General features: G+C 68.9%; 20 protein-coding genes and 5 pseudogenes. 9 read left to right on the top strand and 16 right to left on the bottom strand.

Features of this window, described 5'->3' with window-relative positions:
* Positions 1–13 precede the first annotated feature (13 nt).
* Positions 14–436, bottom strand: coding sequence for a hypothetical protein (locus OG381_RS46885; protein ID WP_327722098.1), 423 nt, complete (start codon positions 434–436; stop codon positions 14–16).
* A 679-nt stretch (positions 437–1,115) separates the two neighbouring features.
* Between OG381_RS46885 and OG381_RS46880 the strand changes: the two genes are divergently transcribed.
* Both OG381_RS46880 and OG381_RS46875 read left to right on the top strand, forming a co-directional pair.
* Positions 1,116–1,469: a DUF6422 family protein gene (locus OG381_RS46880; RefSeq protein WP_327722097.1), complete on the top strand. Its 354-nt coding sequence runs from the start codon at positions 1,116–1,118 to the stop codon at positions 1,467–1,469.
* 18 nt (positions 1,470–1,487) lie between these two features.
* Positions 1,488–1,817, top strand: a complete 330-nt coding sequence (locus OG381_RS46875) for a DUF6422 family protein (RefSeq protein WP_327722096.1) — start codon at positions 1,488–1,490, stop codon at positions 1,815–1,817.
* Positions 1,818–2,055: 238 nt separating this feature from the next.
* Here OG381_RS46875 and OG381_RS46870 read toward each other — a convergent pair whose 3' ends face one another.
* A complete protein-coding gene (locus OG381_RS46870; protein WP_327722095.1) occupies positions 2,056–6,105 on the bottom strand; it encodes a trypsin-like peptidase domain-containing protein in 4,050 nt (1,349 codons plus the stop codon).
* Positions 6,106–6,113: 8 nt separating this feature from the next.
* Positions 6,114–6,425 carry a trypco2 family protein gene (locus OG381_RS46865; protein WP_327722094.1) on the bottom strand — a complete coding sequence of 104 codons (312 nt, stop codon included), beginning with the start codon at positions 6,423–6,425 and terminating at the stop codon, positions 6,114–6,116.
* A 923-nt stretch (positions 6,426–7,348) separates the two neighbouring features.
* On the opposite strand from OG381_RS46865, the pseudogene OG381_RS49810 reads away from it, so the two are divergent.
* The 3 genes and pseudogenes from OG381_RS49810 to sigJ all read left to right on the top strand — a co-directional run.
* Positions 7,349–7,744: pseudogene (locus OG381_RS49810) on the top strand (DNA-processing protein DprA); the annotation flags it as partial.
* Positions 7,745–7,817: 73 nt separating this feature from the next.
* Positions 7,818–8,396 (top strand): carboxymuconolactone decarboxylase family protein, encoded by a 579-nt coding sequence (locus OG381_RS46860; RefSeq protein WP_327722093.1) that lies wholly within the window; start codon positions 7,818–7,820, stop codon positions 8,394–8,396.
* Positions 8,393–9,211: an RNA polymerase sigma factor SigJ gene (sigJ, locus tag OG381_RS46855; protein WP_327722092.1), complete on the top strand. Its 819-nt coding sequence runs from the start codon at positions 8,393–8,395 to the stop codon at positions 9,209–9,211. Before OG381_RS46860 ends, sigJ begins: the two co-directional genes overlap by 4 nt.
* A gap of 340 nt (positions 9,212–9,551) precedes the next feature.
* On the opposite strand, the gene OG381_RS46850 is transcribed toward sigJ, so the two are convergent.
* From OG381_RS46850 to OG381_RS46840, 3 genes and pseudogenes are all read right to left on the bottom strand, one after another.
* Entirely contained in the window at positions 9,552–9,821 is a 270-nt protein-coding gene (locus OG381_RS46850) for a hypothetical protein (RefSeq protein WP_327722778.1), read from the bottom strand.
* Positions 9,822–10,088: 267 nt separating this feature from the next.
* Positions 10,089–10,211: pseudogene (locus OG381_RS46845) on the bottom strand (transposase); the annotation flags it as partial.
* A gap of 126 nt (positions 10,212–10,337) precedes the next feature.
* Positions 10,338–10,688 carry a PRC-barrel domain containing protein gene (locus OG381_RS46840; RefSeq protein WP_327722091.1) on the bottom strand — a complete coding sequence of 117 codons (351 nt, stop codon included), beginning with the start codon at positions 10,686–10,688 and terminating at the stop codon, positions 10,338–10,340.
* 374 nt (positions 10,689–11,062) lie between these two features.
* Here OG381_RS46840 and OG381_RS46835 point away from each other — a divergent pair.
* Positions 11,063–12,155: pseudogene (locus tag OG381_RS46835) on the top strand (glutamate synthase-related protein); the annotation flags it as partial.
* Between the two features lie 580 nt (positions 12,156–12,735).
* Here OG381_RS46835 and OG381_RS46830 read toward each other — a convergent pair.
* Positions 12,736–12,939: a hypothetical protein gene (locus OG381_RS46830; RefSeq protein ID WP_327722090.1), complete on the bottom strand. Its 204-nt coding sequence runs from the start codon at positions 12,937–12,939 to the stop codon at positions 12,736–12,738.
* A 260-nt stretch (positions 12,940–13,199) separates the two neighbouring features.
* Between OG381_RS46830 and OG381_RS46825 the strand changes: the two are divergent.
* Positions 13,200–13,652, top strand: a pseudogene (locus tag OG381_RS46825) (MFS transporter); the annotation flags it as partial.
* 112 nt (positions 13,653–13,764) lie between these two features.
* Here the strand turns inward: OG381_RS46825 and OG381_RS46820 are convergent.
* The 6 genes from OG381_RS46820 to OG381_RS46795 all read right to left on the bottom strand — a co-directional run bounded on the left by OG381_RS46820 (position 13,765) and on the right by OG381_RS46795 (position 18,465).
* Positions 13,765–14,472, bottom strand: coding sequence for a hypothetical protein (locus OG381_RS46820; RefSeq protein WP_327722089.1), 708 nt, complete (start codon positions 14,470–14,472; stop codon positions 13,765–13,767).
* A 232-nt stretch (positions 14,473–14,704) separates the two neighbouring features.
* Positions 14,705–14,944, bottom strand: coding sequence for a toll/interleukin-1 receptor domain-containing protein (locus tag OG381_RS46815; RefSeq protein ID WP_327722088.1), 240 nt, complete (start codon positions 14,942–14,944; stop codon positions 14,705–14,707).
* A gap of 465 nt (positions 14,945–15,409) precedes the next feature.
* Positions 15,410–15,814, bottom strand: coding sequence for a hypothetical protein (locus OG381_RS46810; RefSeq protein WP_327722087.1), 405 nt, complete (start codon positions 15,812–15,814; stop codon positions 15,410–15,412).
* A gap of 106 nt (positions 15,815–15,920) precedes the next feature.
* On the bottom strand, positions 15,921–16,922 hold the full coding sequence (locus OG381_RS46805) for a helix-turn-helix domain-containing protein (protein ID WP_327722086.1): 1,002 nt from the start codon (positions 16,920–16,922) through the stop codon (positions 15,921–15,923).
* 186 nt (positions 16,923–17,108) lie between these two features.
* Complete coding sequence (locus OG381_RS46800; protein WP_327722085.1) at positions 17,109–17,387, bottom strand: nuclear transport factor 2 family protein; 279 nt, start codon at positions 17,385–17,387, stop codon at positions 17,109–17,111.
* 109 nt (positions 17,388–17,496) lie between these two features.
* On the bottom strand, positions 17,497–18,465 hold the full coding sequence (locus tag OG381_RS46795; protein WP_327722084.1) for an NADP-dependent oxidoreductase: 969 nt from the start codon (positions 18,463–18,465) through the stop codon (positions 17,497–17,499).
* A 128-nt stretch (positions 18,466–18,593) separates the two neighbouring features.
* On the opposite strand from OG381_RS46795, the gene OG381_RS46790 reads away from it, so the two are divergent.
* Positions 18,594–19,565, top strand: a complete 972-nt coding sequence (locus OG381_RS46790; RefSeq protein ID WP_327722083.1) for a GlxA family transcriptional regulator — start codon at positions 18,594–18,596, stop codon at positions 19,563–19,565.
* Positions 19,566–19,660: 95 nt separating this feature from the next.
* Here the strand turns inward: OG381_RS46790 and OG381_RS46785 are convergent.
* Both OG381_RS46785 and OG381_RS46780 read right to left on the bottom strand, forming a co-directional pair.
* Positions 19,661–19,987: pseudogene (locus OG381_RS46785) on the bottom strand (transposase); the annotation flags it as partial.
* Between the two features lie 201 nt (positions 19,988–20,188).
* Positions 20,189–21,175: an NAD-dependent epimerase/dehydratase family protein gene (locus OG381_RS46780; protein ID WP_327722082.1), complete on the bottom strand. Its 987-nt coding sequence runs from the start codon at positions 21,173–21,175 to the stop codon at positions 20,189–20,191.
* Positions 21,176–21,882: 707 nt separating this feature from the next.
* Here OG381_RS46780 and OG381_RS46775 point away from each other — a divergent pair.
* The gene (locus OG381_RS46775; RefSeq protein WP_327722081.1) at positions 21,883–23,031 is read left to right on the top strand and encodes a low temperature requirement protein A; all 1,149 of its coding nucleotides are present in this window, start codon (positions 21,883–21,885) and stop codon (positions 23,029–23,031) included.
* A gap of 107 nt (positions 23,032–23,138) precedes the next feature.
* Here the strand turns inward: OG381_RS46775 and OG381_RS46770 are convergent, their stop codons facing one another.
* Positions 23,139–23,351, bottom strand: coding sequence for a hypothetical protein (locus OG381_RS46770; RefSeq protein WP_327722080.1), 213 nt, complete (start codon positions 23,349–23,351; stop codon positions 23,139–23,141).
* Between the last annotated feature and the right edge of the window lie 160 nt (positions 23,352–23,511).

Genomic DNA, 23,511 nt, shown 5'->3' with positions numbered 1-23,511 from the left:
AGGGCCCCGTTCCTTAGTCGGCCGTGACGCCCCAGTAGCCGATCTGCTCGGGTCGGCCGTCACGGTAGAGCACCGTGCAGTTTCCTTGAGCGCGGCCCGGGAAGGCCAGCCGCTCGGAATCGAGGGCGTCGTCCCACTCCTCGTATGTGGGTCGGCCGTGGGGAGCCCACGCGCGTACTTCATCGTCAGTCAGCGGACGCATGAACGGACCATCGTCGGTATCCGTGGCGTCGATCATGAGGGGGAAGTCCAGCACCGTGCACGTGCCGCCAGTGAAGATGTACTCCTGCCACTCCGCATCGCGCCACAGTTCTTCGATGGATCGACCCACGAAGCCGTGGTTGTCCCGTGCCAGGGTCTCTTCCTGAGCCTGCCGGAATGCGACCGCCAGGTCTGGCTGATACGGGCCCGTGTGACTCCACGCGTTGCCGCCCATCGTCGTCCCCTCCCCATCTGAACTGCTGAACGTAACCGCAGGGTAGGAGACGGCGCCGACAGCGCACCGCTCTTGATCACTCGTGCTCGTGCAACAGCACCTTTCCCACCAGGACTTGCTCGACGCGGCAACCTCGGCCTTCAGCCAGATGGGAATTGCAGCGTCGGACTTCAGCCGTGCCGTAGCCGGGTGTAAGGGTCGGCCGGCGCACGCTCCGACGGGATGGTCGAGTGCTTGCGACGGGTCTGGCAGTCGGCATGCCATACCCATCCTGGTCGCCTCCCTCACCGACATCCTCCGCGACGGGCCCTCCGCGCCTATCTGGCGGCCCGTCACCACCCCGCGGAGCAGGTCAGCTGGACACACCGGCGGGGTGACTGACCACCCCGCCCACAGGCCAGACCATGCAGGCCAGCGGCCTGCGCAATCACCGCGACCGAAAGGCTGCGCAACCGGCCAGCCGTTGCGCAGCGACCGAAGCCACCACTGCGCAGCCTGCCCACCGCCCCCTCACGCCTGTTGTCTCAGCACGAGGTCGTGCGCTCGGACGGGCGTCGCGCGAGCTGCCGCATTATCAGGTTCGTCCGCCAGTAGGGCACGGCCCGCTTGCTGTTGGTTCTCTTGGCTCCTTACGGATGGGCCGCAGGCGCCGCGCGGGCGCGCCGTGAGGGATTGGTCCGTGATCCTTGGTAGGACGGCAGCCGTGAACTGGAACGGCAGATCAGAAGCCCAGAACCGGACCCTGGCCGAGGTGGGGGCCCTGCTCATGGAAGCCCGCCGCAAGGCCGCGGAACTTGTACGCGCTTCGGGCGCGGACCTGTCCGCCGAGGAACGCGACTGGTTCGGCCGCCCTTGCCTAGCCGAACTGGACCCCCCGCCGACCCCGCACGTCTGCGGTTGCGGCGACTACGGCGGCTCGGGCGGCGAAGCACCCTGCCTCAACACCTGGACCGACTTCACCGGCCCGGACTTCGGCACAGGGTCGCCCACCAGGACCTGCGAGCACACGGAAACCGAGCACGCCCAGATCTGACCCATCAGGAGGACGCACATGTCCGAGTCGAAGCGGAACGACAGGACCGACGCGCAGTCGCGGATGCTGGCGGAGGCCGCTGCGCTGCTCATCGAAGCGCAGGACAAGGCCGCGGCGCTGATCCGCGAGTCGGGGTTGGAGCTGAGCTCCGCGGAGCGGAACTCGCTCGACTTCAGCTGTTTCGGAGAGCTGCCGCCTCCGCCGACTCCGCACTGGTGCCGGTGTCGACGCTACAGGGGCTCGGGTGGCGACGATCCCTGCCGGACCGAGTTCCCCGACCACGGCGGTGTGGGCGGAGACCAGTTGGTGAGATGCGGGCATCCCAAGGAGACCCACGGCGCGTTCTGAGACGTTCGTCTACCGGAACGCCGGCGGCTCCGGGGACGGCTTCGCGCCGGCGCCGGATCAGCCAGCTCGAGCCGGTAGCAGGGCTCAGTTTGCTTGATGCGCGCCGCCGCTGGTCGTCGGGCCGGTCAGCCCAGGTCAAAAGAGCGATGCGAAGATCCTGCTAGCTGTGTCGTTGAATTGAACGTGCAGGGGCTCAAGGCGTCGGCTGTGCTTCGCGGCGAAGAGGTCTGCCGCCCAATCAGCTGTTCCTGGGGGCTCGAAGCGTCACCTGTTCGGCGGGCGGCTGGATCACCCCGAGCTGGGCTGCGATCTCTTGCAGGCACGCCGGTTCCAGGGCGGCCAGTGGGGCAATGACGTCCTCGGCGAAGCCGTGGGCCAGGGAGCGCTTGACCAGGTCGACGGGCGGCGGGGAGGCAACGGCCGCGGCAAGGGCCAGGCAGTCGGCGTGGTCGTCCTGGAGGTCGTCGATAAGGGGGATGGCCTCGGTCAGGAAGCCTGCGTCGAGCATCGCTTTGACCAGCTCGGTGAGGACGCCCTCGGCCAGAACCCCGGTCAGCCGAAGGGCTTCGGCGTGGTAGCGATCCCACAGGCGCAGGCGGACGACTGCTTCCAGCGGCACGGTGTTCGTCGCATAGTGGGTGCCCGTGACCAGGACGGTGTGCCGCAGCGTGTCCAGAAGGCGGGTGAAGTCCTCGGTGAGGCCGGTGGCCTGGCAGGCTGCGGTGAGCCAGGGGCGGGCCCACAGGCCGCTGTCCAGCGTCACGTCTGGGTCTGCGGTTGCGGCGAGTTGAGCCGTGACGTCGCGGCACAGGGGCTGGTGGCCGGCGTCGCACATCTCGACGATCATCGCTGCTGCCTGTTCCTGCCGGCGGGCGATGTCCTGCGGGGAACTCGCTGGCATGGTCAGGGCCGTTTCGCGGATCAGGGAGATCGCCGAGGGGATGTCGTCCGACAGTAGGTGCGCGCGGAACTCGAGTGCGCGGCCGTAGAGATCTGTCTCGTCAAGCCGGCGTGCCAGATTGAGGGCCGCGTCGGCGTGCTCGGCTCGCAGGTGGAGGTCGATGAGCTCGTGAGTGACGCGGGTGCGCCAGCCGGACACGCTCGGGTCCGTCGACTTCTCGATGCCTTCGGTCACCTGGGCGATGAGCAGGTCGAGATCGGCTGAGCGGTGGTCGCCGTGGGCTTCGAGGGCTCTCGCGGCGTCCAGGAGGATGTCGATGCGGTCGATCTGGTCTGCCTCGAACCTGGCCGCGATCTTCAGGGCGTGGTCGAGGTGGCCTAGCCACGTGGCTGCGCTTGCCACAGCCCGCGCCTCCCACGTGGCACGGGTGTCCTCGCCTGCCTGCAGCACCGTTTGCAAGGCCAGTGCCAGGGCCGATGTGGCCAGGTCCGTTCGTCCGGCGGTGCCGGCGGCCCGGGCGAAGGCCGCAAGGACGGTGGGAGGCGGCGTGTTCCTGGTCTCATCGAGGGCCGCCTCCGCCTCGCGCACGACGGGAGCGGCGTCCTGGGGTGTGTCGGAGTCGAGCAGCGCCAGGGCAATCTCCGTGAGGTGGTCCGCACGGATGCCAGGGTTGGCGATGTCCTGCGCCAGGGAGAGCGCCAATGAGAGGTGGTCGTTGGCCCGGGCAGACTCCGCAGCGTCGGCGAGCAGCTCGTCCGTGGCCCCGGGCTGTCGCGGATCGAGACCGTGGGCGGCGAGGGCGGTGTAGGCGAGCTCCACGAGATCGAGATCGGGAGAGTCCGAGGCGGGCAGGGCGAGCAGATGGCGGGCCCGGTCCCCGTCCTGGTAGGCGGCCGATTCCACGAGCTCGGAATCGGCGAACTCATCGTTAAGGGCCGTGAGAAGTGGCTCGGGAACATTTCGGCGCCCTCCCTTGGCGACGTGCTCGCTGCAGGCGGTGAGGAGGGCTCGTTTCCTGCCGTCCAGGTCCAGGTCGGCGAGGTGCTGGAGGAGGCGGTCAAGATCGCCGAGAACAGCGAACGCCGGCGCGAGGAGGCCGCAGAAGTCGGGGCGGTCCTCCGTATCGGCGCCTTCGATGGCCTCCTCGATGAGGGTCCGTGCCAGCGCGGCATCGAGCTCGGCCAGTGCGTCGGCGACGGTGGTGAGGGACCAGCCTCGCTCGTCGCCGCTCTCGGTGACGGCTCGGCGAGCAATGTCGGCTGCACCTGGTTCTCCGTGCCGCGCGAGCGCGAGGGCTGCGCGCACCGTATGTGCCATCTGCTCCAGGGGCAACCTGCCTGGTACGGCCACGGCTTCGTGGATGAGGTTCCGCGCCGCGGTCCGCTGGCTGTCCAGCAGGTGCTCGCCGACCGCCAGCAGCGCGTCGGCCTGCACGTAGTTGTTCTGCAGGGCGCGGGCGACCTGGATGCCCTCCTCGGCTCGGCCAAGGCGTACCAGCAACAGCGGATACGTGGAGGGCATGGTGACGTTGTCGTCCTCGATGCGCTTGCGGAGCAGCGACACTCGCGTCAGCAGGGTGAGGTCACAGTCGGGGGCTGCCTCAAGGAGCCTTGCCGCGTTCGACAGTTCGGACAGCGCGGCCAGGTCGCCGTCGGTCCGGCGCCGCAGCAGGGCGCGGCGCGCGGAGGAGGCCAGGGCTGCCAGCGTCCGGCCTGCGCCTTCGGTGAGCAGGAGCGTCGGGTACGCCTCGGTCAGGTAGTCCGGAGTGTCGTCGGGCCAGCCGGCCGCGGCATAGCCGAGGGCCCAGCCGTCGATAGCGGTGCGGGTGCGGGTGAACTCCTCGGGTTCCAGGTCCTCCTGGACGGCGACGGCCAGGGTGTCATGGGCGAGGGTGTACCGGGTCGGCGTACCGGGGCGCGGCTCCACGACCCGGGAAAGCCCCCGTTCCAGGGTCCGGCGGATCGCCAGCGCGGAGTCGTTGACGATCGAGGCAATGTCCCTGCTGCTCAGCGCGCCGCCGGCAACCGCCATCGTGGTCAGGACGGTACGCGGGACGGGTTCGGCGAGTACCTGATCCAGCTCTTGGCGGGCGCGCAGGAGCAGGCTCGTCGCCGCGGGGAACGGTGTCAGCACCTGGCGGCGGCAGGTGCGCAGCGGGTGGCTGCCGTCCACGTCGAGCGGCACGTCGAAATGGCGGCTCGTCACCAGGACGTGTGCCGCCGGACCGAGAGCGGTCGGGAGCTGCGCGGCGATACTGGGCTCGGCCAGCTCGCGGTAGTCGTTCTCGTCCAGGCCGTCGACGAGCAGCAGCAGGGAACGTCCGGGAATCCGCATCGCGCGCTCCCAGAGGCTGAGAAAGACGGTAGCGTCCGGTTCGGCGGGCGGGAACTCGCCCAGCAGGGCGGCGAGTTGGTCACACATGGCCCGATGGAACTGCTGGACGCGCATCTGCCCATCGCGCCGGGAGATGACGAACGACACCACGTCCAGCCCGGGGTGGGACCCTGTCGCGAAACGGGTCACCAGCGAGGTCTTTCCGGCCCAGGGGCCCGCGACGAGCAGCAGATAGGGGTCCGGCCCGGTCGCGAACGCGAGGAGGCCAGCGAGCTCCCGGTCGCGGCCGGTCAGTTCGGCGCACCGGGCTGCGTACTGGCGCAACATCGCCTCGTAGGCCGGGCGGCGCCGCTCCTGCCCGCGCAGGGGTTGCGGAACGACGCCGTGCGAGGCCAGCAGCTCACGTGCCGCGGTGGCACTCGGCTCCGGCTCCCGCTCGCCTTCCGCGCGCGGCTCGTACGCGCCGATCACAGCAGCCAGCCGCACGGCCTCCAGCCCGCCCGAGTGGGCCGACTCCACGACGACGCCGACAGCCGACCCCTCACAGATGACGCCCGCGCCCGAGAAACCGCTCCAGTCGCGCGCTTCCAGGCGGCGGCCATCCGCCCGATGCAGCAGCAGGCGGCCCCGCTTCACACTCGACCCGAGCGGGATCACCCCGTCGATCTGGTCGCTGTCGCGCCAGGTCGCCGTGCCCGTGTCCGTCCAGCTCCGATGGCGCGGAAAGCCGATCGCGGTGAACCCAAGCCGTCCGTCAGCCCCGTCCGGTACAACTCCGATAGCCATCGGAGCGACCTCGTCGAGGCGGACGTCCCGAGCGAGTTCGACAAGCGCGACGTCCAGCCGGGCACCTCGCCACACCGTCCGTCCGGTGACGACAATCTCCTCGGGACCGCCACCGGACAGCCGCACCCTGACCGAACCACCGCCCTCGACCACATGCCCGGCCGTCACCACCAAGGACGTCGACAGCCGCAGCCCCGAGCCGTACCCGGTGCCGCCGTCCTGCTCGACCAGGACCTCGGCGCACCGCCCGGCAAGCGAGTCCCCCACCACAGGCCTCAGCGCGGGAGCTCGGGCAGCCGATCAGTGACCGACAGCGGCCGGCCGGCCTCGTCGGTGGGCGTAAGGGTCATCCGCACACGCTGTGTCCGGCCGCCGCTGCGCTTGCCGTCGGCGCCTGCCTCAACCACCCACAGCTTCAACCCGCCGCGCCCGCCTGCCTCCCGCGTCATCGTGACCTCGAACTCCAGCTCCACAGACCCGACGCCGAACGTGACACCGCGGCCCGTCCCTTCCTGCTGTGCCGTCTCCAACTGATCGCGCAGGACGCGGATGTAGTCGGCCAGGGGCACGCCCTCAGGGTCACTCATCAGATGCTGCCTCCACGTACGTCGTTATCCATGAGTCTGACAGGCGGCTTCCTTGTTCGCATACGAACCGAATTCGTTTGACCTTGACGCGCCCGCGTGCCTCCTTCCATCTCGACGCGGAACCAACCCATCGAGGCGAGGGGAGGCGGAGACCGCCCGACTCATCCGGCCCGACGAACGGGTCAGACCTCACCCCGCTCCTGGCCCGTTCGCGACTACTCGGAGTTCCGCGAAGTCGCGGGCAGGGCTGGTCGGCGCCCCACGATCGCCATCGCGGGGGCCACAGAAAACTCAGGCAGGCATGACCGGTGGGCCCCCGCAGAGTGGAACAACGGCCAGCCCGATCGCCGCCCGCCCGTACACCGCTCCCCCGGCACCCCAGCCCGCCGCCACCTCCCGCCCGCCTGCCTGGTGGGAGCAGAAGCAGGCCGCCAACCGGCCCTAGCACGGCCCCTGCACCCCGACCGTCGACGGCACTCACCCCTTCTCGTCGGCCCTGGCCACGTCCCTCTTCGCCCGCCCCGGCGCGGCACCGGTTCGCCTGCCGGTGCCGCGCCCTGCCCGAAAGGCCCGCCCTCCGTGCCCGGCCCGAACGAGCCGCCGCGCCGCGCTCGCCGCCCACTTCGCCCCTGGCCAACTCGCCGCCGATCTCGGCCAGTACACCCCAGTGGAGGTGTGAGAGCGGCGTGTCCGCAACGACGCCAGCAGGCTCCTTTCCTCCTACCGGCCGCGCGAGGAACCCGCCCAAGCAGAGCTGACCTGCTCGTTCGTCATCCCTTCCGACAAGGAGTGGCCCACCGCCCTCACCGACCTGGGGCCTAACTGCCCACTGGGCCTGCGGGTCCACGGCCGCGAGCGACTGCCGGAACTGACCGGCACGGCCGTCGCCGTGACCGACAGCCGGGGCTTTCACCGAGCAGGCCGCCACCCGCGCGCACGACTTCGCCACCGCCCTCGCCGAGGCCGGTCACACGGTCACCGCCACACTCGCCTACGCCATCGACTCCACCGCCCACCGGGCAGCCGTCGAAGCGGGCCCGGCCTCCCTCGCCATCCTGCCGCGCGGCCTGGACGGCTCCCACCCCCACGCACACGCACCGCTGCCGCGCGCCGTCCTCGACGGAGGCGGCCCGGCGGTCAGCCTCTGCCGGAGTAGGGCATGCCGTGCTGGCGGACGATGTCCTCGAGGGCAGCAGTTGACGATCTTCGGGCCCGTGGAGATTCACGAGAAAGAGCAGCAACGCATGGGGCTCTTCGCCCGAGTGAGAAGGACGCGCACGGCGTGGACGGGCCGCAGGGGCATGCCGGGTCGGCGGTAGGTGTCACATGCGTTGGCCGGGCGGTGTCTTCATGCCGAACAGCCCCACAAGGACGCACACAAGGAGAGACAGCATGGCACTGCGCCTCCCGAAGGCCGAGCTCCCCGCCGAGCTCAAGGAGAACATGATCAAGCAGCTGGGCGTCGTGCCCGAGAACGTCGAGGTGCTGTGGCACAGCCCCCGGGTGACGCAGGACAACCTGGAGTTCGGTGCCAAGGTGGGGGCATGGGACGCGGTCGACCCGGGCTTGAAGTCGTTCGCGCACATGGCCGTGGCGTCGCAGGTCGGCTGCAGTTGGTGTCTGGATGTCGGCTATTTCCAGGCGCAGAACGAGAACGTGGATCTGACCAAGGCAAGTCAGGTGCCGCGCTGGCGGGAGGCGGTCGTGTTCACGCCGCTGGAGCGCGATGTCATGGGGTACGCCGAGGCGATGACGAACACGCCGCCGACTGTCAGCGACGAGCAGTATGCCGCCCTTCTGGAGCAGCTCGGGACAGAGGCGATGGTGGAGCTCACCGCGTTCGTTTCCTACGTCAACCTGGCGACCCGGGCGAATGTGGCGAACGGGGTCACCTCGCAGGGCTTCTCCGACGCCTGCGAGATCCCGCTGGCCAAGCGCCCGGCGACGTCCCACGTAGAGTCCACGGCATGACGGAGGATCCGTTCGTCGCCCACCGCAGCCTGCTGTTCACCGTCGCCTACGAGATGCTCGGCTCCGCAGCCGACGCGGAGGACGTGCTGCAGGAGACCTGGCTGCGGTGGGCCGGCGTCGACCGGTCACAGGTCCACGACCCGCGGGCGTACCTCGTCCGGGCCGTCACCCGCCAGGCACTCAACCGCATACGCACACTCTCACGCCGCCGCGAGGACTACGTGGGCCAATGGCTGCCCGAACCTCTGTTGACCCACCCCGATGTGGCCGACGACGTCGAACTCGCGGAAAGCGTCTCTATCGCAATGCTGACCGTCCTGGAATCGCTCAGACCGGTGGAACGCGCGGTGTTCGTGCTCCGCGAGGTCTTCGACATGCCGTACGACGAGGTCGCCGAGGCCGTGGGCAAGACCCCCGCCGCGGTTCGGCAGGTCGCCCGGCGGGCCCGGGACCACGTCGCGGTTCGACAGCCACGCGTGAAGGTGAGCCGGTCGGAGCACAAGATTGTGGTGGACCGTTTCGTCGCCGCGCTGCGCACCGGGCGCATCCAGGACCTCCTGGAAATCATGGCACCGGACGTGGTTCTCATCGCTGACGGCGGCGGGATCACGGCCGCCGCTCTGGCCCCCATCCACGGCGCCGAACTCGTAGCGACGATGCTCGCCGGCACCGATCGGGCTGCCTTCGAGACCAGGGTGGTATGGCTCAACGGCGCCCCCGCGATCCGGATCGAATCCGACAGTGGAGGGGCCGCGGTCAGCCTCGTGATCGAGAGCGGACGCATCACCCGGATCTACGCGACTTCCAATCCGTAGAAGCTGACACAACTCGACAAACCGGTCCATCTCATCAGGTAGCAGCGGCGCGGGTGTCGCGGGTGCTCCGGACATGTCATAGCCGGAACACCCGCGCCGCGGCGGCATCAGCCGAGCAACAGCACGGGCTGCGGTCTTCCGCGGCCAGACGGAGTTCACCGCATTGCAGACCGTGCGCCACGAGTTGCTTCATGAGGTGATCCTTTTCGTGGTGGCGGTGCTGGGTTGTCTGTGTGATGAGCGACCGTGAGGCTGAGGTCGGCTGCCATGAAGGCGCTCATTCGGTGCAGGTCGGCGCCGGTCAGCGACACGACGCGAGCTCAACGTGACGAGGCGTCAGTCAGTCGGCAGTGCCGACGACCTCGGTCTCACGCGGCGGGCGCGGCTTCGACGCCTCGAGTGGGGCCCACCCCGCAGGAACTGCGGGGATCGCACCCGCGGGCACCAGCGGTCTGCCCGCCCGGAACTCCGAGAGCAGGTCGCGGCCCAGGATCTGGCCCGCCGTCGCGATGCCGGACAGCAGCACGCCCTCGGTCGCGGGTCCGGGCCGGCAGCTCGCCCCGGCGAGGTAGAGACCGGGGATGTGAGTGGTCGGACCTGGACGGCTCATCCCGCTCTGATGCGTGTTCCACTCGATGCCGTACGAGGATCCCTCGGTCGACTGGGTGTAAACGTACCTGCTACTGACCTTTCCGTCAGCAGTGTACGAGCCGCCCAGCCCAGGAAGATCACCATCCAAGGACTGATCACCGCCGTTTGCGGCTGATGACGCGGTTCTCACCCTCAACCGGATCACCGGACGGTGTCGCCTCCCGAGGCCGGGCGGCCGGCTTCGCAGCCGCGGCACTGACGCCACGGCGTTCGCGGTCCCGCAGCACCACCTACGCAAGGTCGCCCGGTTGATGCCCAGGTCAGCGGTGATGCTCTTGTAGGTCGCCCCGGGTATGGACTCGTACAGGGCCACGGCATCGGCCTTGAACTCGTCCGAGTAGTCCTTCATCGCCGTCGGCGGTCTTCTCGCTTCCTCCGGATCAAGCAGATCCAGTGCCGGGGGAAGACCGGGCACAGCGAAGGGCGGACGCCGACAGAACGCCGGTGCCCGCCCCTGTGTGCCACGGAGTGACGGTCAGGCTCGGTGGTCTCCGTAATATCCGCCGACCTGCTCGTGGTAGCCGGGGTCGCCGACGTGCTTGTCCTTGTCGAACTCGGGGGAGTTCTTGATCTCGTCCTTGGTCCGGCCTACATGGACCGTCTGCCCCGCGACGTCGATGGACGAGATGACACCGGCAGGGAGAAGAACCGTCTTGCCGAAGATCCACACTCCGGTGTCGACGACGATGTACGCGGCCCCGACGTCCTCCGAGTGCTTGTCGACCTTGCCGATCGAGCCGTCACTCGCCTCGACCTTGAATCCGGTCAGGTCCGTCCCCGTCTGGTGGCCCGACTCGGCCGGGTAACCCCACATGTTGTCCGTCATACAAACCTCCCCTTGTAGCACGTGAATACCGAGGAAGCCTCCCGTCCGAAATTTCGGTGGGCGGCCCTCGACAGGGCGAGTGCCCACCGTTTCCCGTCCCACACAATTTCTGATTTCGAGTATGAGTAAATATCAGGCGACAAGAAGTACAAGAATCAACACAGTCGCGTCGATTCACTTTTTACTCACCTTCAGAAAATCAGCGTTACCCACCTTGCCGTATAACATGCGGGTGTTTTCCGGCCCGGCCCTGGTCCGCATGAAACGCGCCCGGCGGGCCACTCGCGGACCGTGCTGAGAACTGGATCGTCGCGGTGGTCGTGGACGCCGTCCTGGTGGTGGATGGCAGCGGTGCCTCCGGGTTCATCGGCGTGATGCGGCAGTACTCCACCGAGGGGAACTTCGACGGACGGCCCTTCGACCGGGATATCCGCAGCATCGTCTACGAGCCGGCCAAGGGCACCGCCGCGGAGGAGCCGTTCGTGACCGAGCGTGACGTCTACCAGGCAGGTTACGAGTACCTGGTCCCCTCAATGGGGCCCCGCCCGGTGGCCGAGCACCCGCCACATGTACGGATCAGCGGCAGGCGGTTTCGCGCCCGACACCGGCGAGGGCGGATTGGCGGAGTACCACCTGCGTCCGGGTGGTGACCTGGTCCGGGAGATCGGTACCGGCTGCGTCGGCTGCCGGACCAGGGACGGGGACTTCGATGCCGGGTAGTTCGACCGAAAAGGCGCCGGGCGAGAGCGTCAGGCGAGCGTCTGAGAAGTTGTCGCAGGGCGCGCCAAGCCCGGTATCGGGGGTGTGCTGCCGGGGCCACGGTGAACGTGGAGATCGCCCGGGTGCGAGACGTCCCCGAGGGACGGACGGTGGTCTCACCGCCCTGCCACCGGGCGTTTTCCACGCCTCGTGAACTGGTCCGTTTCATCGCACGCATGCGGGAGCTGTCCGGCGCCGTGGCGGCCGGTTTCAAGCTGTCCCCCGGTTCACGGCGCCAGCACCTCGCCGTGTGCACGGCGATGATCGAGGAGGGCCCGCACCCGACTGCAGCTTCGCCGACGGCGCGGAGGACGGCACGGGCACCACACCGCTCGAGTTCGCCGGCCACGTCGGCATACCGATCACGGAAGGTTTGATGACCGTGCACAACGCCTTGGTCGGCGCGGGCCTGTGGGACCGGAGCGGGATCGGTGCCAGCGGCGAGATCGTCACTGAGACGGACCTCGGCAAACGCCTGATCCAGGGCGCCGACTACGCTTCCGCGGCCCACGCCGTCACGTTCGCCGTCGGCTGCGTCCAGGCTCACTGCCATACGGACGCCTGCCCGTCGGCGTCACTACCCAGGACCCCCGCCGGGCCCGCGTGCTGGACGTCGGCGACAAGGCCGCGTGGGCACACCCTCTCCAGGAGGACACCGCCGGCAGCGCACTGCAGATCATGGCATCCATGAACGGTCGAGTGCCGGCGCGAGGAGGCGGCCGCCTTCGACGCGAAAGCCCGTCGGAGGCGGCCGCCTTCGACGCGAAAGCCCGTCCAACGCGGCCTCTACGACGCGGTCAAAAGCCGTACGTCCGTGAGGAGCCTGGCAAGGGAATCCGGGGCGGGCCGTGGTCGTGGCTGATCGCCCGGCCTCACGAGGGATGGTCAGCGACGGCGCAGAATCATGACGACAGCGATGATGACGATGATAATGACGACGGTACCCAGGCCTATGTACACGAGTTTCTCTTTCCTCTTGGAGCGGCATCCATCGATGTCGCAGAAGGCCGAGTGCCCCCATATATTCATTTCAGCCTGCTCCGGCGAGTCTGTTGCCCCGCTGTGACATGTATCTGCGGCTGCTGGCGGCGTGTCTGTACTGGACCGGTGATGGCTCTCGGGGGCCTCGCTCCAGAATCTTGGACACGGGCTATGCCGCCGGGGCCAGGGTAGTTGCTGTCGTGCCGAGTGCTGTCTCGTGGCCGGCGTCCGCCGTTGAGCCCGGCAGTTGTCAGGGCAGGCAAGAGTCGTAGTTGGGGCGTGACCGGTATAGACGCCCTGTGAGGGCTCAACCGTGCAGTGAGCGGTACGACGCGACCGCCCCAGGGTGCAGGACGATGTCCCCCGTGCCGATGAGACGCCCGACGTCGAGGAACTGGGCGCCGACGGCGTTGGGGGGAACGAGTGCGGTCGCGTGCAGGACCAGCAGGCGGGTGAGCGCTTCGGCCATGCTGCGGGGGAGGTCGGAGCGGCACACCAGCAGGTTGGACACGCCGATGGTGGCGACGCCGCCCGGTACGCGCCCTGCGGCAGGGACACCTCTTCCAGGCCCGGGCCGGCCCGACCGCCCTGGCCGCCGGGCCGGAACAGCAGGCCGGCCAACGGCAGAAACCGCAGAGCGAAACGGTCGTCGAGCTCAGACAGAGCCGGTAGCGCTACACCGCCCGCAACGAGCAAAGCGGCCACTGAGCCCGTCCGTATGGCGTCGACCGCGTCGGCCAGCGGCAGGTGGCGTACGGGAACGTCGGCGCCGGGGCACCGCTCGGCTGCTATCTGGCGTCCCTCGTCACCGACCGGTTCGAACGCAAATGGTGCCTGGTCGCCTTCGGCACGGTCATCGCGCTGTGCGGCCTGTTCTACGGGCTCACCTTCGGCCCTGTCTTCATCATCGTCTTCGGCTTCCTGGTGAACCTCTTCGAGCGCGGCTACACGGCCCTCGCCTACGCCTACTCCCCCGAGCTCTTCGACACACGCAGCCGCTCTCTGGGAACGAGCGCCTCCTACGGCCTCGGCCGGCTGTCGAACGCGGCCGGTCCGCTGATCGTCGCGGCGCTCTCCAACGGCCACGGCTACCAGAGCGTCTTCCACTTCATCGCCGGCACCTGGGTGGTCGGCGCGGTCGCCGTGGCCGCCTTCGCCCCCCCCCGGATCCGCTCGGCACGTCTTGCCGACGCGGAACGGCAACGATGGGGAGTTCCGGTCTGAGGCAGGCTGACCTACCTGGTGGCCGCCGTTGCGACGGTGGCCACCAGGAATGCTTCGAAGCCCGTGTCAGCCGGTGCCGTTCTTGTAGGCGGACAGTCATTCCGACGCCGGGTCAAACACCCGAATCCGGTGGGAGCCCGTAGACGGGGTAGCCGTCCGGCGGGTCCGCATCCAGCACTTCGGCCGTGCTGCGGGCCAGCTCTGCTCTCAGGTCCGCGGCCGACAAGCCGTGGACCGTCAGCAGGGCGGTCGCCTGCGCGAGCGCCAGTGGAAGATCGTCCAGGGTGGCGGCGATGTCGTCGGCGTCCGCGTCGGCCAGTAGCGCGCCCCGGGCACGCAGCAACGCCAGCGATTCGGTGCGGGAGAGGGTGTCGACGTCGAGCTTGACGGCGTAGCTGTTCCAGAGCGGGTTGCGGGAGGTGATCAGCACATGCCCGGGGCCGCCGGGCAGGAACGGGGCCCGGCGGTCGTGGTCTTCGGCGTTGTCGAACACCAGCAGCCAGCGCGAGCGTGTCCGCAGTTCGGCGAGCAGCGCGGAGACCGCGTCGGCGGAAGGGGTCCCCGCAGGCGCGGCACCGGTGTGGAGGGCGAGGGCGGCGAATTGGTCGGGAATGAGGGCGGGGTCTTCCGATGCCACCCACCACACCAGTTCGTGCCCGCCCGCGAACCGGTGTGTGTACTCGATCGCCAGCCGGGTCTTGCCGACCCCGCCCCGGCCGTCGAGGGCCTGGACCGCCACCCGCTGACCGGACGCGAGCGCTTCGCGGATCTTCACCAGCAGGCCGTCGCGGCCGGTGAAGGCCGCGTTGCGGTCCGGCACATTCCACTCCCCGGCAGCCGCGGACCACTACCGCCACCCACCCGCGCCAGCATCCCCGGCGGCCGCGACGGCGCCGTCACGGGCCGGGACGGACCCTCGACCGCCCGCAACAACGCCCCACGAGCGGCGTGGTCATCCAGCCCGAACACCTCCGGAGCCAGGAGGAAGCTCAGGATGGCTGGCACGGTGGTCCGCACGATACGGACCGGCGTGATCTTCTCCCGCCGAGCGATCATGGCGGCCACTCCGGGGTGGTGAACCGCTCCGGCTCGAAATACGCCGGGGAGAACAACGCCAACAACCGGCACCGCTCCAGGGCCGCATTCATCTTCAGCACGAAATTGTCGCCCGCACCCCAGTCCCAGTAATCCAGCTCGATCTCATGCCCGGCGTCCAGGAGCTGCCAGCCCACCCACTCCGCCCACGCCCGGCCCGCACCGGCGTGACTGATGAACCATCGCCGATCCGACATTCCGTCAGACGCCCCCGTACCCGCACCCATTACGCCCCCGCGCCCCGAGCCGTGCTGAATAGTCCAGCGTAGGGCCCGGTCTGCCGCACTGACCCGGTCTTCCCGGGGACGGTTCCAGGCACTACATCTCAGGTGAGGCCGGGCAAGGCGACCATGCGTGTGGGACGTGCATCGTGTAGCTCAGTACGGTGGCACGCACCGCGGCCCCGAAGGGGTCACTTCGGGGCCACGTCTGCGCTGTGTGGGAGTGAAGGGCGGTCGCCTACGCGGCGAAAGGCAATGCCAGGCTTCAGCCGAACGATCGTCCCTGCACGCGAGACGTGCGGCCGGGGACTTGTCGCAGCAAGGGTCCTGATCAGATGCCGGTGCGGCATCGCCACCGTCGCCGACTCGGTCAGCCCGCACTGCGAACGCCGCGCCCCGCGGAGGGGCACCAGATCGTGACTCCCCTATGCTACGCCGACATCAGTCCCACTCAGTGCACGAATTCAGGAGGTGGTCTCCTTCGAAAACGGCGGCCTGAACTCCCAGGTCTCGTATGCCCTTATCGGTGTCTTGCGCCGTTGTATTCCAGGTGTTACCGGTGTCTTTTCCGGAGTACCAGTGATGCCAGGACCAGTTGTGGCGGTCCCCGTTAGTGTCTCTGGTTATGAGCCGGACGGCCACATGATGACTGTCCGCGCTCGTGTCGGAGACACCAAGCTCCACATCGATGGGGGCGGTAACACCGCCTTGGTAGTCGTAGCCCATGCTGCCGGCGGCACCTGTAGTGAAGCATTGCGCAACGCCGTTCGCGTGCGCTGTTCCGGTGGCCGCCAGGATACCCATCGCCAGACAGCCGGCAAAGGTCAGTGTGGAGCGCTTTCTCATTCTCAATTCCTCTTGCCTTGCATTAAGTGAGATGGCGCAGCCAGTATGAGTGGCGGGTTCTTGGGCTGTCGTTGTCCCTGCGTGCACAGGTGAGTTGCCGCTGCGTCTACTGCGGACCCTGCGCGGCCCTTGCCAGTTCCCGGGCGCGGTACTCCGTGGGCGACAGCCCGTATGTGCTGCGGAACGCTCGCGTGAAGTCGGGGGCGCGGACCAGGCCCCAGCGGGTGGCGATGGTGTGGACGGGCGTGGAGTCGAGGTTGGGGTCGGTAAGGTCGCGGCGGGCGCCTTCGAGGCGCTGGTCGCGGATCCAGGCCGCGACCGTCTCACCGGGGGTGTCCTCTTTGAAGATCCGGTGCAGGTAGCTCAGTGAGATGTGGTGCGCGTCCGCTATCACGGCCGGTGTCAGCTCGGGGGCGTGCAGGTTCTGGCGGATGAAGGCCCGGATGCGTGTCGTCAGCGCCCGCTGGCGGGTCTCCGGCGGCAGCGCGTCCTCCGCCTCCAGCATCTGCGCGAACCAGGCGGACAACAGGTCGACCAGGGCAGTGCCGAGGCGGGGCGCGTCGGACGGCGTAAGGACGTCGGCCTGCTGCTCCAGGCCGGTCAGGAATCCCGTCAGCAGGGCGCCCACTCCCTCCCGCCCCGACAGCCGCCGCCCCAGCAGCTGTTGGACACGGGAGGGCACCAGCGGCAACAGCGCCTTGGGGAAGTCCACGCCCACCCCGGTGAGCACCTGACGGCCCAGGCCGGCCGGCACGTGCACTTCGTAGGGCCGCGACGTGTCGCTCACCCACAAATCCCTCGGCCCGTACGCCTCGGCCCGCCCCACATGCTCGAACCCCAGCCCGCCGCCGAGCACCAGCGACAGGTGGTACATCTCCGGATCCGACTGCCGCACCAGCTTCTCGGTACGCCGAAACCCCGTCGGCAGGTACGCCGTCGGCCACACCAGCACCGGCCCCAGCTCCAGCAGCCGCTGTTGCGCCCAGAAGTCATCGGCGAACGAGCTGCTCATATGGCTGGGCGCGATGGCCCGGTGCATCAACTCGCCCCAGTACTCGAACCGGTGCTCCTTGGGCACGTCGCTGCTCCGGAAGACCGTTCCGATCATGCCAGCGTCAGTCCCGAGCGGAGTACGGGCCAAGTCCGCCCACACAGTAGAGGCGAGGGGGAGCCGGGGCTCGGGTGGTGTTCATGGAGCCGCTGAGATGCCGCGCCCGGTGGGGCCCCGGCGCCGGTGTCCCGCACGGCCACATCGGCGATCAGGACGAAAGGCCCGGTCGCCTGCTCGTCGACGTCAACAACGGCGGAGAACACCACCACCCCCCTCTCTCCTTCTCGGAGTTCCGCCATGGCGCCGACCCGCCGCTACGATACCGCCCGCTGACCGAAACGCGGCGATGTCGTCCTTGCTCGTGCGGTTGCCGGCCCAGGAGACGTTGGGGGTGCCGCCGACGTGGAAGGCGACGCCGTCGGCGAACAGGTCCAGCAGGGCGGGCATGTCGGCTTCGCCGAAGCGGGCGAAGAACGCGTCGACAACGGAACGGGTGCTGGCCGGGGTGGTGATGGTGCTCATGATGGTTCCGTTCTGTGTGGTGCGTGGTGCGTTGTGCGGATGGGTCCTGCCTGACAGAGGCCGGGGAGCCTGCGGCATGGCTGGCGCAGGGCAGAAGCAGCGGGGTGGATCAGGGGGTGATGGAGAGGACGATCTTGCCGGTGGTGCGGCCGGTCTCACCCAGCGCATGGGCCCGGGCGGCTTCTTCGAGGGGGAAGACCTCGTCGGCGATCACGCGCAGGCGGCCGTCCTCGACCAGGGAAGTGATCTCGCGCAATCCCGCATGGTCGGGCTCGACGAGCATGAACACCGCCCGCACTCCGGCCGCTTCGGCATCCTTGGCGGGGAAGGTATCGTCCAGCGGCAGAATCGAGATCAGCGTGCCGCCCGGCCGCAGCGTTTGCAGAGACCGGGCCCAGTTGAGGCCGCCGAGGGCGTCCAGGACGACATCCACGTCACGGAGGGTCCCGCTGAAGTCCTGGGTACGGTAGTCGATCAGCTCGTCGGCGCCCAGCGAGCGCAGAAGCTCGTGCTTGGCGGCGCTGGCCGTGCCGATGACGTACGCGCCGCGGGCCTTGGCAATCTGCACGGCCAGGTGGCCGACGCCTCCGGCGGCCGCGTGGATCAGGACGCGCTGGCCGGGCTGAACGTTCGCGGTGTCCACCAGGGCCTGCCAGGCGGTCAGCGAGGCCAGCGGCAGGGCACCGGCCTGGATGTGGTCCAGGCCCTTGGGGCGCGGGGCGAAGTGCCGGGCCGGGGCGGCGACATACTCGGCATAGGCACCCGCCGGGTGCGGGAAGCGCGGCATCCCGAACACCTCGTCGCCCGCCTGGAAGAGAGTCACCCCGTCACCGACCGCCTCGACCCCACCGGCGACGTCGAAGCCGAGCGTGAACGGCGGCCTGGCACCATTGGCGAACACGCCCCGCTCGCGGGTCTTCCAGTCGGCTGGGTTCACGCCCGCCGCGTGCACCCGGACCAGGATCTCGCCCCGGCCCGGGACCGGACGCTGCGTCTGGACGACCTTGAGGACGTCCGGAGCTCCGGCGGCGTCCTGGGAGATCGCGCGCATGGTCGCGGGGGTCGTGGCCTGGTCCATGATGCGTGCTCTTTTCAGCAGGAGATTTCTTGTATTTTGTGCCGTTTCTCTTGGGCACCTCCCAAGACTGTCTGGGCGGACAGCCCCCCAGTAGTGGCCCGATGGTCAAGGAATGAAAGGATCGGGTCATGCACCGCGTTGGCGTTCTGGCCCTGGATGGCGTGGTCCCCTTCGAGCTCGGTATCCCCGCGCGGATCTTCGGCGCCGCCCGCGACGGCATGGGCAACCGGCTCTATTCCGTGAGCACGTGCAGCATGGACGGCCGGCCCGTCCGCGCCGAGGCGGACTACCAGCTCACCGTCTCTCACGACGCCTCCCTGCTGGCCACCGTCGACACCGTCGTCATTTCGCCCTCCCACGCGCTGGGCCCCATTCGCGAGGAGGGCCGCCTGCCCGACGCCCTGCGCGAGGCTCTGGCTGCCATCCGCCCAGGAACCCGGATCGTGGCGATCTGCACCGGCACCTATGTGCTGGCCGCCGCGGGACTGCTCGACGGCCGCCCCGCCACCACACACTGGCGCGAAGCCGACCGCCTGCAACGTATGTTCACCACCGTGCGCATCGACCCCGACGTCCTCTTCATCGACGACGGCGAAATCCTCACCTCGGCCGGGGTAGCCGCCGGCATCGACCTGTGCCTGCACATCGTCCGCCGCGACCACGGCAGCGACATCGCCAACGAGGTCGCCCGCTCCTGCGTCGTACCGCCCTGGCGCGACGGCGGCCAGGCCCAGTACATCCGGCGGCCCGTCCCCGACCCCACTGCCCCCGGCACCGCCCCCACACAGGCGTGGGTCATGGAACGCCTCTCTGAACCCGTCACCTTGGCTGACATGGCCGCCCACGCCAACATCAGCGTGCGTACTTTCACCCGCCGCTTCCGCGACGAGGTCGGCAGCAGCCCCGGCCAGTGGCTCATCCGCCAGCGCGTCGACCTGGCCCGGCACTTGCTGGAGACCACTGACTGGCCCGTCGACCTGGTCGCCGCCCGCGCTGGATTCGGCACCGGTGTATCCCTGCGCCAGCATCTTCATGCCGCCATCGGGGTCACACCCCAGGCATACCGCCGCACCTTCCGCCCCACACCCTCAACTGCCTGACAAGCCGCAGCTGGATCAGCTCTTGGCACCTTCGAGCTGGCGCGTAACGCGGACATTCCAGTCGGCTCTGCCCGAGACCGCTGCTATATCGAGTCAACGCCCACCTGGGCGTTCTCGATGCGTCCCGCGGTGCCGGTGTACTGCCTCTGCACCCCTGCCGAGGACTGGCCCTTCTTGAGGAAGCCAGTCTCGTCCACGATCAAGACACCGTCCTCGCCGCCGAGGTGGTCGGCGACGTAGGCGCGTGCGTCCCAGCGGGCGTGGCGCAGCAAACGCTGCATCGGCCCGGGCCGGGTGTGACCCGCCTGGTCGGCCAGCTGCCAGCAGTTCTTCCGTTCGACGTTCGACAGCAGCCCGAGCAGGTAGGAGCGGGCCGCGGCCCGGGGCTCAACTCGCCCGAACCGGCCCGCGATTCGGGCCATAACCTGGTCGAACATCTGCCGCCAGCGGGCAGGGCCCACGCTATGGCCTGTGGCCACCGCACGATCTTCAGAAGTCCACACACCCCCCGATGATCACGCGGTGGCGGTACCGGTTCCCGGCCGGGCCCACCACCAGATCCGGAAGTCACAACGGAAGGCGCCTGTACAGGCGCTCGGGTGTGCGCGACCGGACCAGCGCAGTCAGCCGAGGACGTCAAGCAACTCGCGCTCGCGCTGCGCGCTGAGGCCTGCGCGCCTTTCCCGGTCCAGCCCCTGCTCGCGTTCCCAGCGCAGCGTGTCGGCCAGCATCTCCGCCAGAGGCCGGTGACGCAGCCCTGCGGCGCGCGCCGAGGACCCGTCCCGGGCCGACCACCCTTCCCAGCCCGGCTCAACCAGCCACATCGCCAATGATTCGGACCCCATGTACTGGGCCACGCCGTTGTCGAGCAGCCACGCCGATTCGGCGGTGACCACCGGACCTGTGTGCCCGCCGACGGCGCGGGACAACTCGATCCACTCTTCGAACGGAACGACCGGGCCGACAGCGTTGTACGTGCCGGTAGTTCCCGTCTCCGCGGAGTCGAGCAGCCAGGAGGTGAGGTCCCGCACGTCGACCACCTGGGTGGGCATGGCTGGTGTGTCGGGGACCAGCATCGGCCCTCGCGGATCGCGTGCGGCGCGGGCGACCCAGTAGCCGGAGCGCCCGCTGTGATCGCCCGGCCCGCCGATGAGCCCGGCCCGTGCGATGAGGAGGCGGTCGCCCACAGCTGCTGTCGACGCCTGCTCGCAGGCAACCTTCGCCTCGCCGTACAACTCGCGGTCGACCTCGCTCCGGTCGGTCGGGGCGAGCAGGGCCGCGGACTCGTCCACCCCCAGCGTGGCGTGGGAGGCGTAGGCATTGCCGGACGAGACATACACCCAGTGCCCGGCCTTGCCGCCCAGCACGTCGAGCGCTCCACGAACGAAACCCGGCTGCCATGACACCTCGACGACCGCGTCCCATACGCGGTCAAGCAAGAGCTCATACGCCGACGGGTCGCGCCGGTCGGCGGCGACCAGTGTCGCTCCGTCCGCGACTTCTCCGCTCTCGCCACGCGCGAGGCAGGTCACCCGATGGCCGCGTTCGATCGCCTGCCGCGACAACTCCCGAGCCACCCATGCCGTTCCGCCCAGAACCAAGATCTCCATACCGACACACAAGCACCGGGATCACCGCCTAGCCAGGCGGATTCGCTGACAGCAGATGGTCAGCCGTCAGATCGACCTCAACCCTCGGGCAACAACATCGACCCGCCGAGGCATCCAAACACCCGATCACCAAGCCGCACTGGAGTACTAGAACAGCGCGATGGGGTTCACGGGTAGCCCCGCAATCTCTTCCCGGACCCGCTTCTCCCTGGCCTCCAGCAGACCGAGCACCGACGCCACCAGCAACCTCCACGAGCCAGACGAGCGGACGAACCACGCCCATCTCTCCCGCCACCAAGGAGAGTTCATGCCCACCCACCCGAACTAAACGATCACGTTCGGAAAGCGGCTGGGGGTCTCAGGGTGAGGATCACCCTGAGACCCCCAGCCGACGCTCCAACGTCTCCTCCCCCAGCACACGCGCCTCCCCCACCCGACCCACAGCCGCCAGCCGGATGAGCAGGTTGCTCCGCACCCACGTGTCTCCAAGGTCTTCTCGGGCGGGCTCGGCCGCCCGAAAACGGAGGATCACTTCCCTCTTCCGTTGTGTCCGCGGGAAGCGAACTCCCATACCCAGCAACATCAATCTTTGGCCACAGCCAGTGGGTTATCGTTCCGCCGATGGGCGGTGGGGCGCCCCGGAGGGGGAAGTTGTGGTAGCAAATGGCGAGAGGTCGCGGCTGGTCGCGACCGAGGGCGGCCACCGAGTGACACCGGCCGAGCTCTTCTTCGACTTGGTGTTCGTGTATGCGATCACTCAGGTCACAGCACTGATGGCCGCCGACCCGAGGTGGTTGCGGCTGCTCGGCGGGATGGTCGCGCTGGCGCTGCTGTGGTGGTGCTGGTGCTGTTTCGCCTGGCTGGGGAACGTCGTACGGGCCGACTCCGGCGCGATGTTCACCGTGCTGGTGTCCGTCATGGCCGTCGTCCTGATCGTGTCGCTGACCGTGCCAGAGATCTACGACGATGCGCCCGGCGGACTGCCCGCCCCCCTGGTCTTCGTCCTGTGCTACGGCGCCGTCCGCGTCCTTCACCTGGTCACGTACTGGCTGTCCGACCCCATCGATCAGGCACTGCACCGCGTCCTGCGCCGCACCGCCCTGCTCTCAGTGGCCCCGCCATTCGTCCTGCTCCTCATCGGTGCGGCATTCACCGGCACCACCCAGATCCTGATCTGGCTCGCCGCCGTGGTCATCGACTACCTGGGCATCTTCCTCACCGGAAAATCGGGCTGGCGGGTCGCCTCCCCCGGCCATTTCGCCGAACGCCACGGCCTGATCGTCATCATCGCCCTCGGCGAGTCGATCGTCGCCATCGGCGTCGGCGTCTCCGGCTTCGCGCTGAGCACCCCCGTCGTGGCCGGTGCCGCCCTGGGGCTGCTCGTTTCCGCAGGACTGTGGCGCCTGTACTTCCGTCAACTCGCCGAGACGGTCGAGCATCGGCTGACCACCCTGACCGGCGACGACCGCACCCGGCTGGCCCGTGACGCGTACACCTTCCTCCACCTTCCACTCGTTGCCGGAATCGTCATCACCGCCCTCGGCATGAAGAAGGCCCTCACGCAGATCGCCGACACCGGCCACTACGACCTAACCGAACCCCTCCACGGTGTCGTTGCCTGGGCCCTGCCCGGCGGCGCCGGTGTGTTCCTCCTCGCCTCGGCAGCCCTGCTCTTCCGCACCACGAACCACCGCTCCCCACTCCTCCTCACCGGCGGAGCCGTCTGCCTCATCGCAGGACCCGCCGTCACCTTCGTCCCCTCTCTCGTCGCCCTGGCCCTCCTGGCCGCGCTCGTGACCGCCCTAGTCCTCGTCCAGGACACCACCGCCCGGCCCCATATGCCCGCCGTCGGCTGAGCCCCTGACCGGAAGCCCCTGCGGCGCCAATGCCAAGCCGGGCCAGTTCGTGGTCGGCTCCTACGCTGTGAGGGTCGCCCTCCCCCTGCTTGGCTGCCCTCGAATCCCTAGGCCGGAAAGGGGCCAAAAACCGCGTCGGCCAGCGAGGCCGGCGTCCGACCGGACGGGATCCTGGTGTGCACGGCCGACGGCGCCGCCTTGCCCTCGGCCTGGTGGTCGGTCTGCCCGATCACGTGGTCCGCGAGGTTGTGACCAACCGCGAGCACCACCCAAACCGAACCGAACGTCGCCACCGTGGCGACTTGCTCAACGCTTGTCATCGGGCACCCACCAGAAGGCCGCGACCCGAGCGCTCGGTAATGTCCGAGCTCGAATCCGCCACCAGGCCAGCGGGCCACCGCCAGAGGGAGCACTCATCTGTCCTTCGTGGATACCCCGGCCTTCAGGCCGGGGAGGAAACGAAGCTCCTGCGGAGCAGGG

Source organism: Streptomyces sp. NBC_00490, from assembly GCF_036013645.1.
Classification (GTDB): Bacteria; Actinomycetota; Actinomycetes; order Streptomycetales; family Streptomycetaceae; genus Streptomyces; species Streptomyces canus_F.
This window is presented reverse-complemented; position numbering and strand designations above follow the sequence as displayed.

What these genes read in the sequence shown, in the direction of transcription:
- OG381_RS46885 (WP_327722098.1), bottom strand. Translation starts at nt 436, where the DNA reads ATGGGCGGCAACGCGTGGAGTCACACGGGCCCGTATCAGCCAGACCTG.
- OG381_RS46875 (WP_327722096.1), top strand. Translation starts at nt 1,488, where the DNA reads ATGTCCGAGTCGAAGCGGAACGACAGGACCGACGCGCAGTCGCGGATG.
- OG381_RS46865 (WP_327722094.1), bottom strand. Translation starts at nt 6,425, where the DNA reads ATGAGTGACCCTGAGGGCGTGCCCCTGGCCGACTACATCCGCGTCCTG.
- OG381_RS46860 (WP_327722093.1), top strand. Translation starts at nt 7,818, where the DNA reads ATGGCACTGCGCCTCCCGAAGGCCGAGCTCCCCGCCGAGCTCAAGGAG.
- sigJ (WP_327722092.1), top strand. Translation starts at nt 8,393, where the DNA reads ATGACGGAGGATCCGTTCGTCGCCCACCGCAGCCTGCTGTTCACCGTC.
- OG381_RS46850 (WP_327722778.1), bottom strand. Translation starts at nt 9,821, where the DNA reads ATGAGCCGTCCAGGTCCGACCACTCACATCCCCGGTCTCTACCTCGCC.
- OG381_RS46840 (WP_327722091.1), bottom strand. Translation starts at nt 10,688, where the DNA reads ATGACGGACAACATGTGGGGTTACCCGGCCGAGTCGGGCCACCAGACG.
- OG381_RS46815 (WP_327722088.1), bottom strand. Translation starts at nt 14,944, where the DNA reads ATGTCGGATCGGCGATGGTTCATCAGTCACGCCGGTGCGGGCCGGGCG.
- OG381_RS46810 (WP_327722087.1), bottom strand. Translation starts at nt 15,814, where the DNA reads ATGAGAAAGCGCTCCACACTGACCTTTGCCGGCTGTCTGGCGATGGGT.
- OG381_RS46805 (WP_327722086.1), bottom strand. Translation starts at nt 16,922, where the DNA reads ATGATCGGAACGGTCTTCCGGAGCAGCGACGTGCCCAAGGAGCACCGG.
- OG381_RS46800 (WP_327722085.1), bottom strand. Translation starts at nt 17,387, where the DNA reads ATGAGCACCATCACCACCCCGGCCAGCACCCGTTCCGTTGTCGACGCG.
- OG381_RS46795 (WP_327722084.1), bottom strand. Translation starts at nt 18,465, where the DNA reads ATGGACCAGGCCACGACCCCCGCGACCATGCGCGCGATCTCCCAGGAC.
- OG381_RS46790 (WP_327722083.1), top strand. Translation starts at nt 18,594, where the DNA reads ATGCACCGCGTTGGCGTTCTGGCCCTGGATGGCGTGGTCCCCTTCGAG.
- OG381_RS46780 (WP_327722082.1), bottom strand. Translation starts at nt 21,175, where the DNA reads ATGGAGATCTTGGTTCTGGGCGGAACGGCATGGGTGGCTCGGGAGTTG.
- OG381_RS46770 (WP_327722080.1), bottom strand. Translation starts at nt 23,351, where the DNA reads ATGACAAGCGTTGAGCAAGTCGCCACGGTGGCGACGTTCGGTTCGGTT.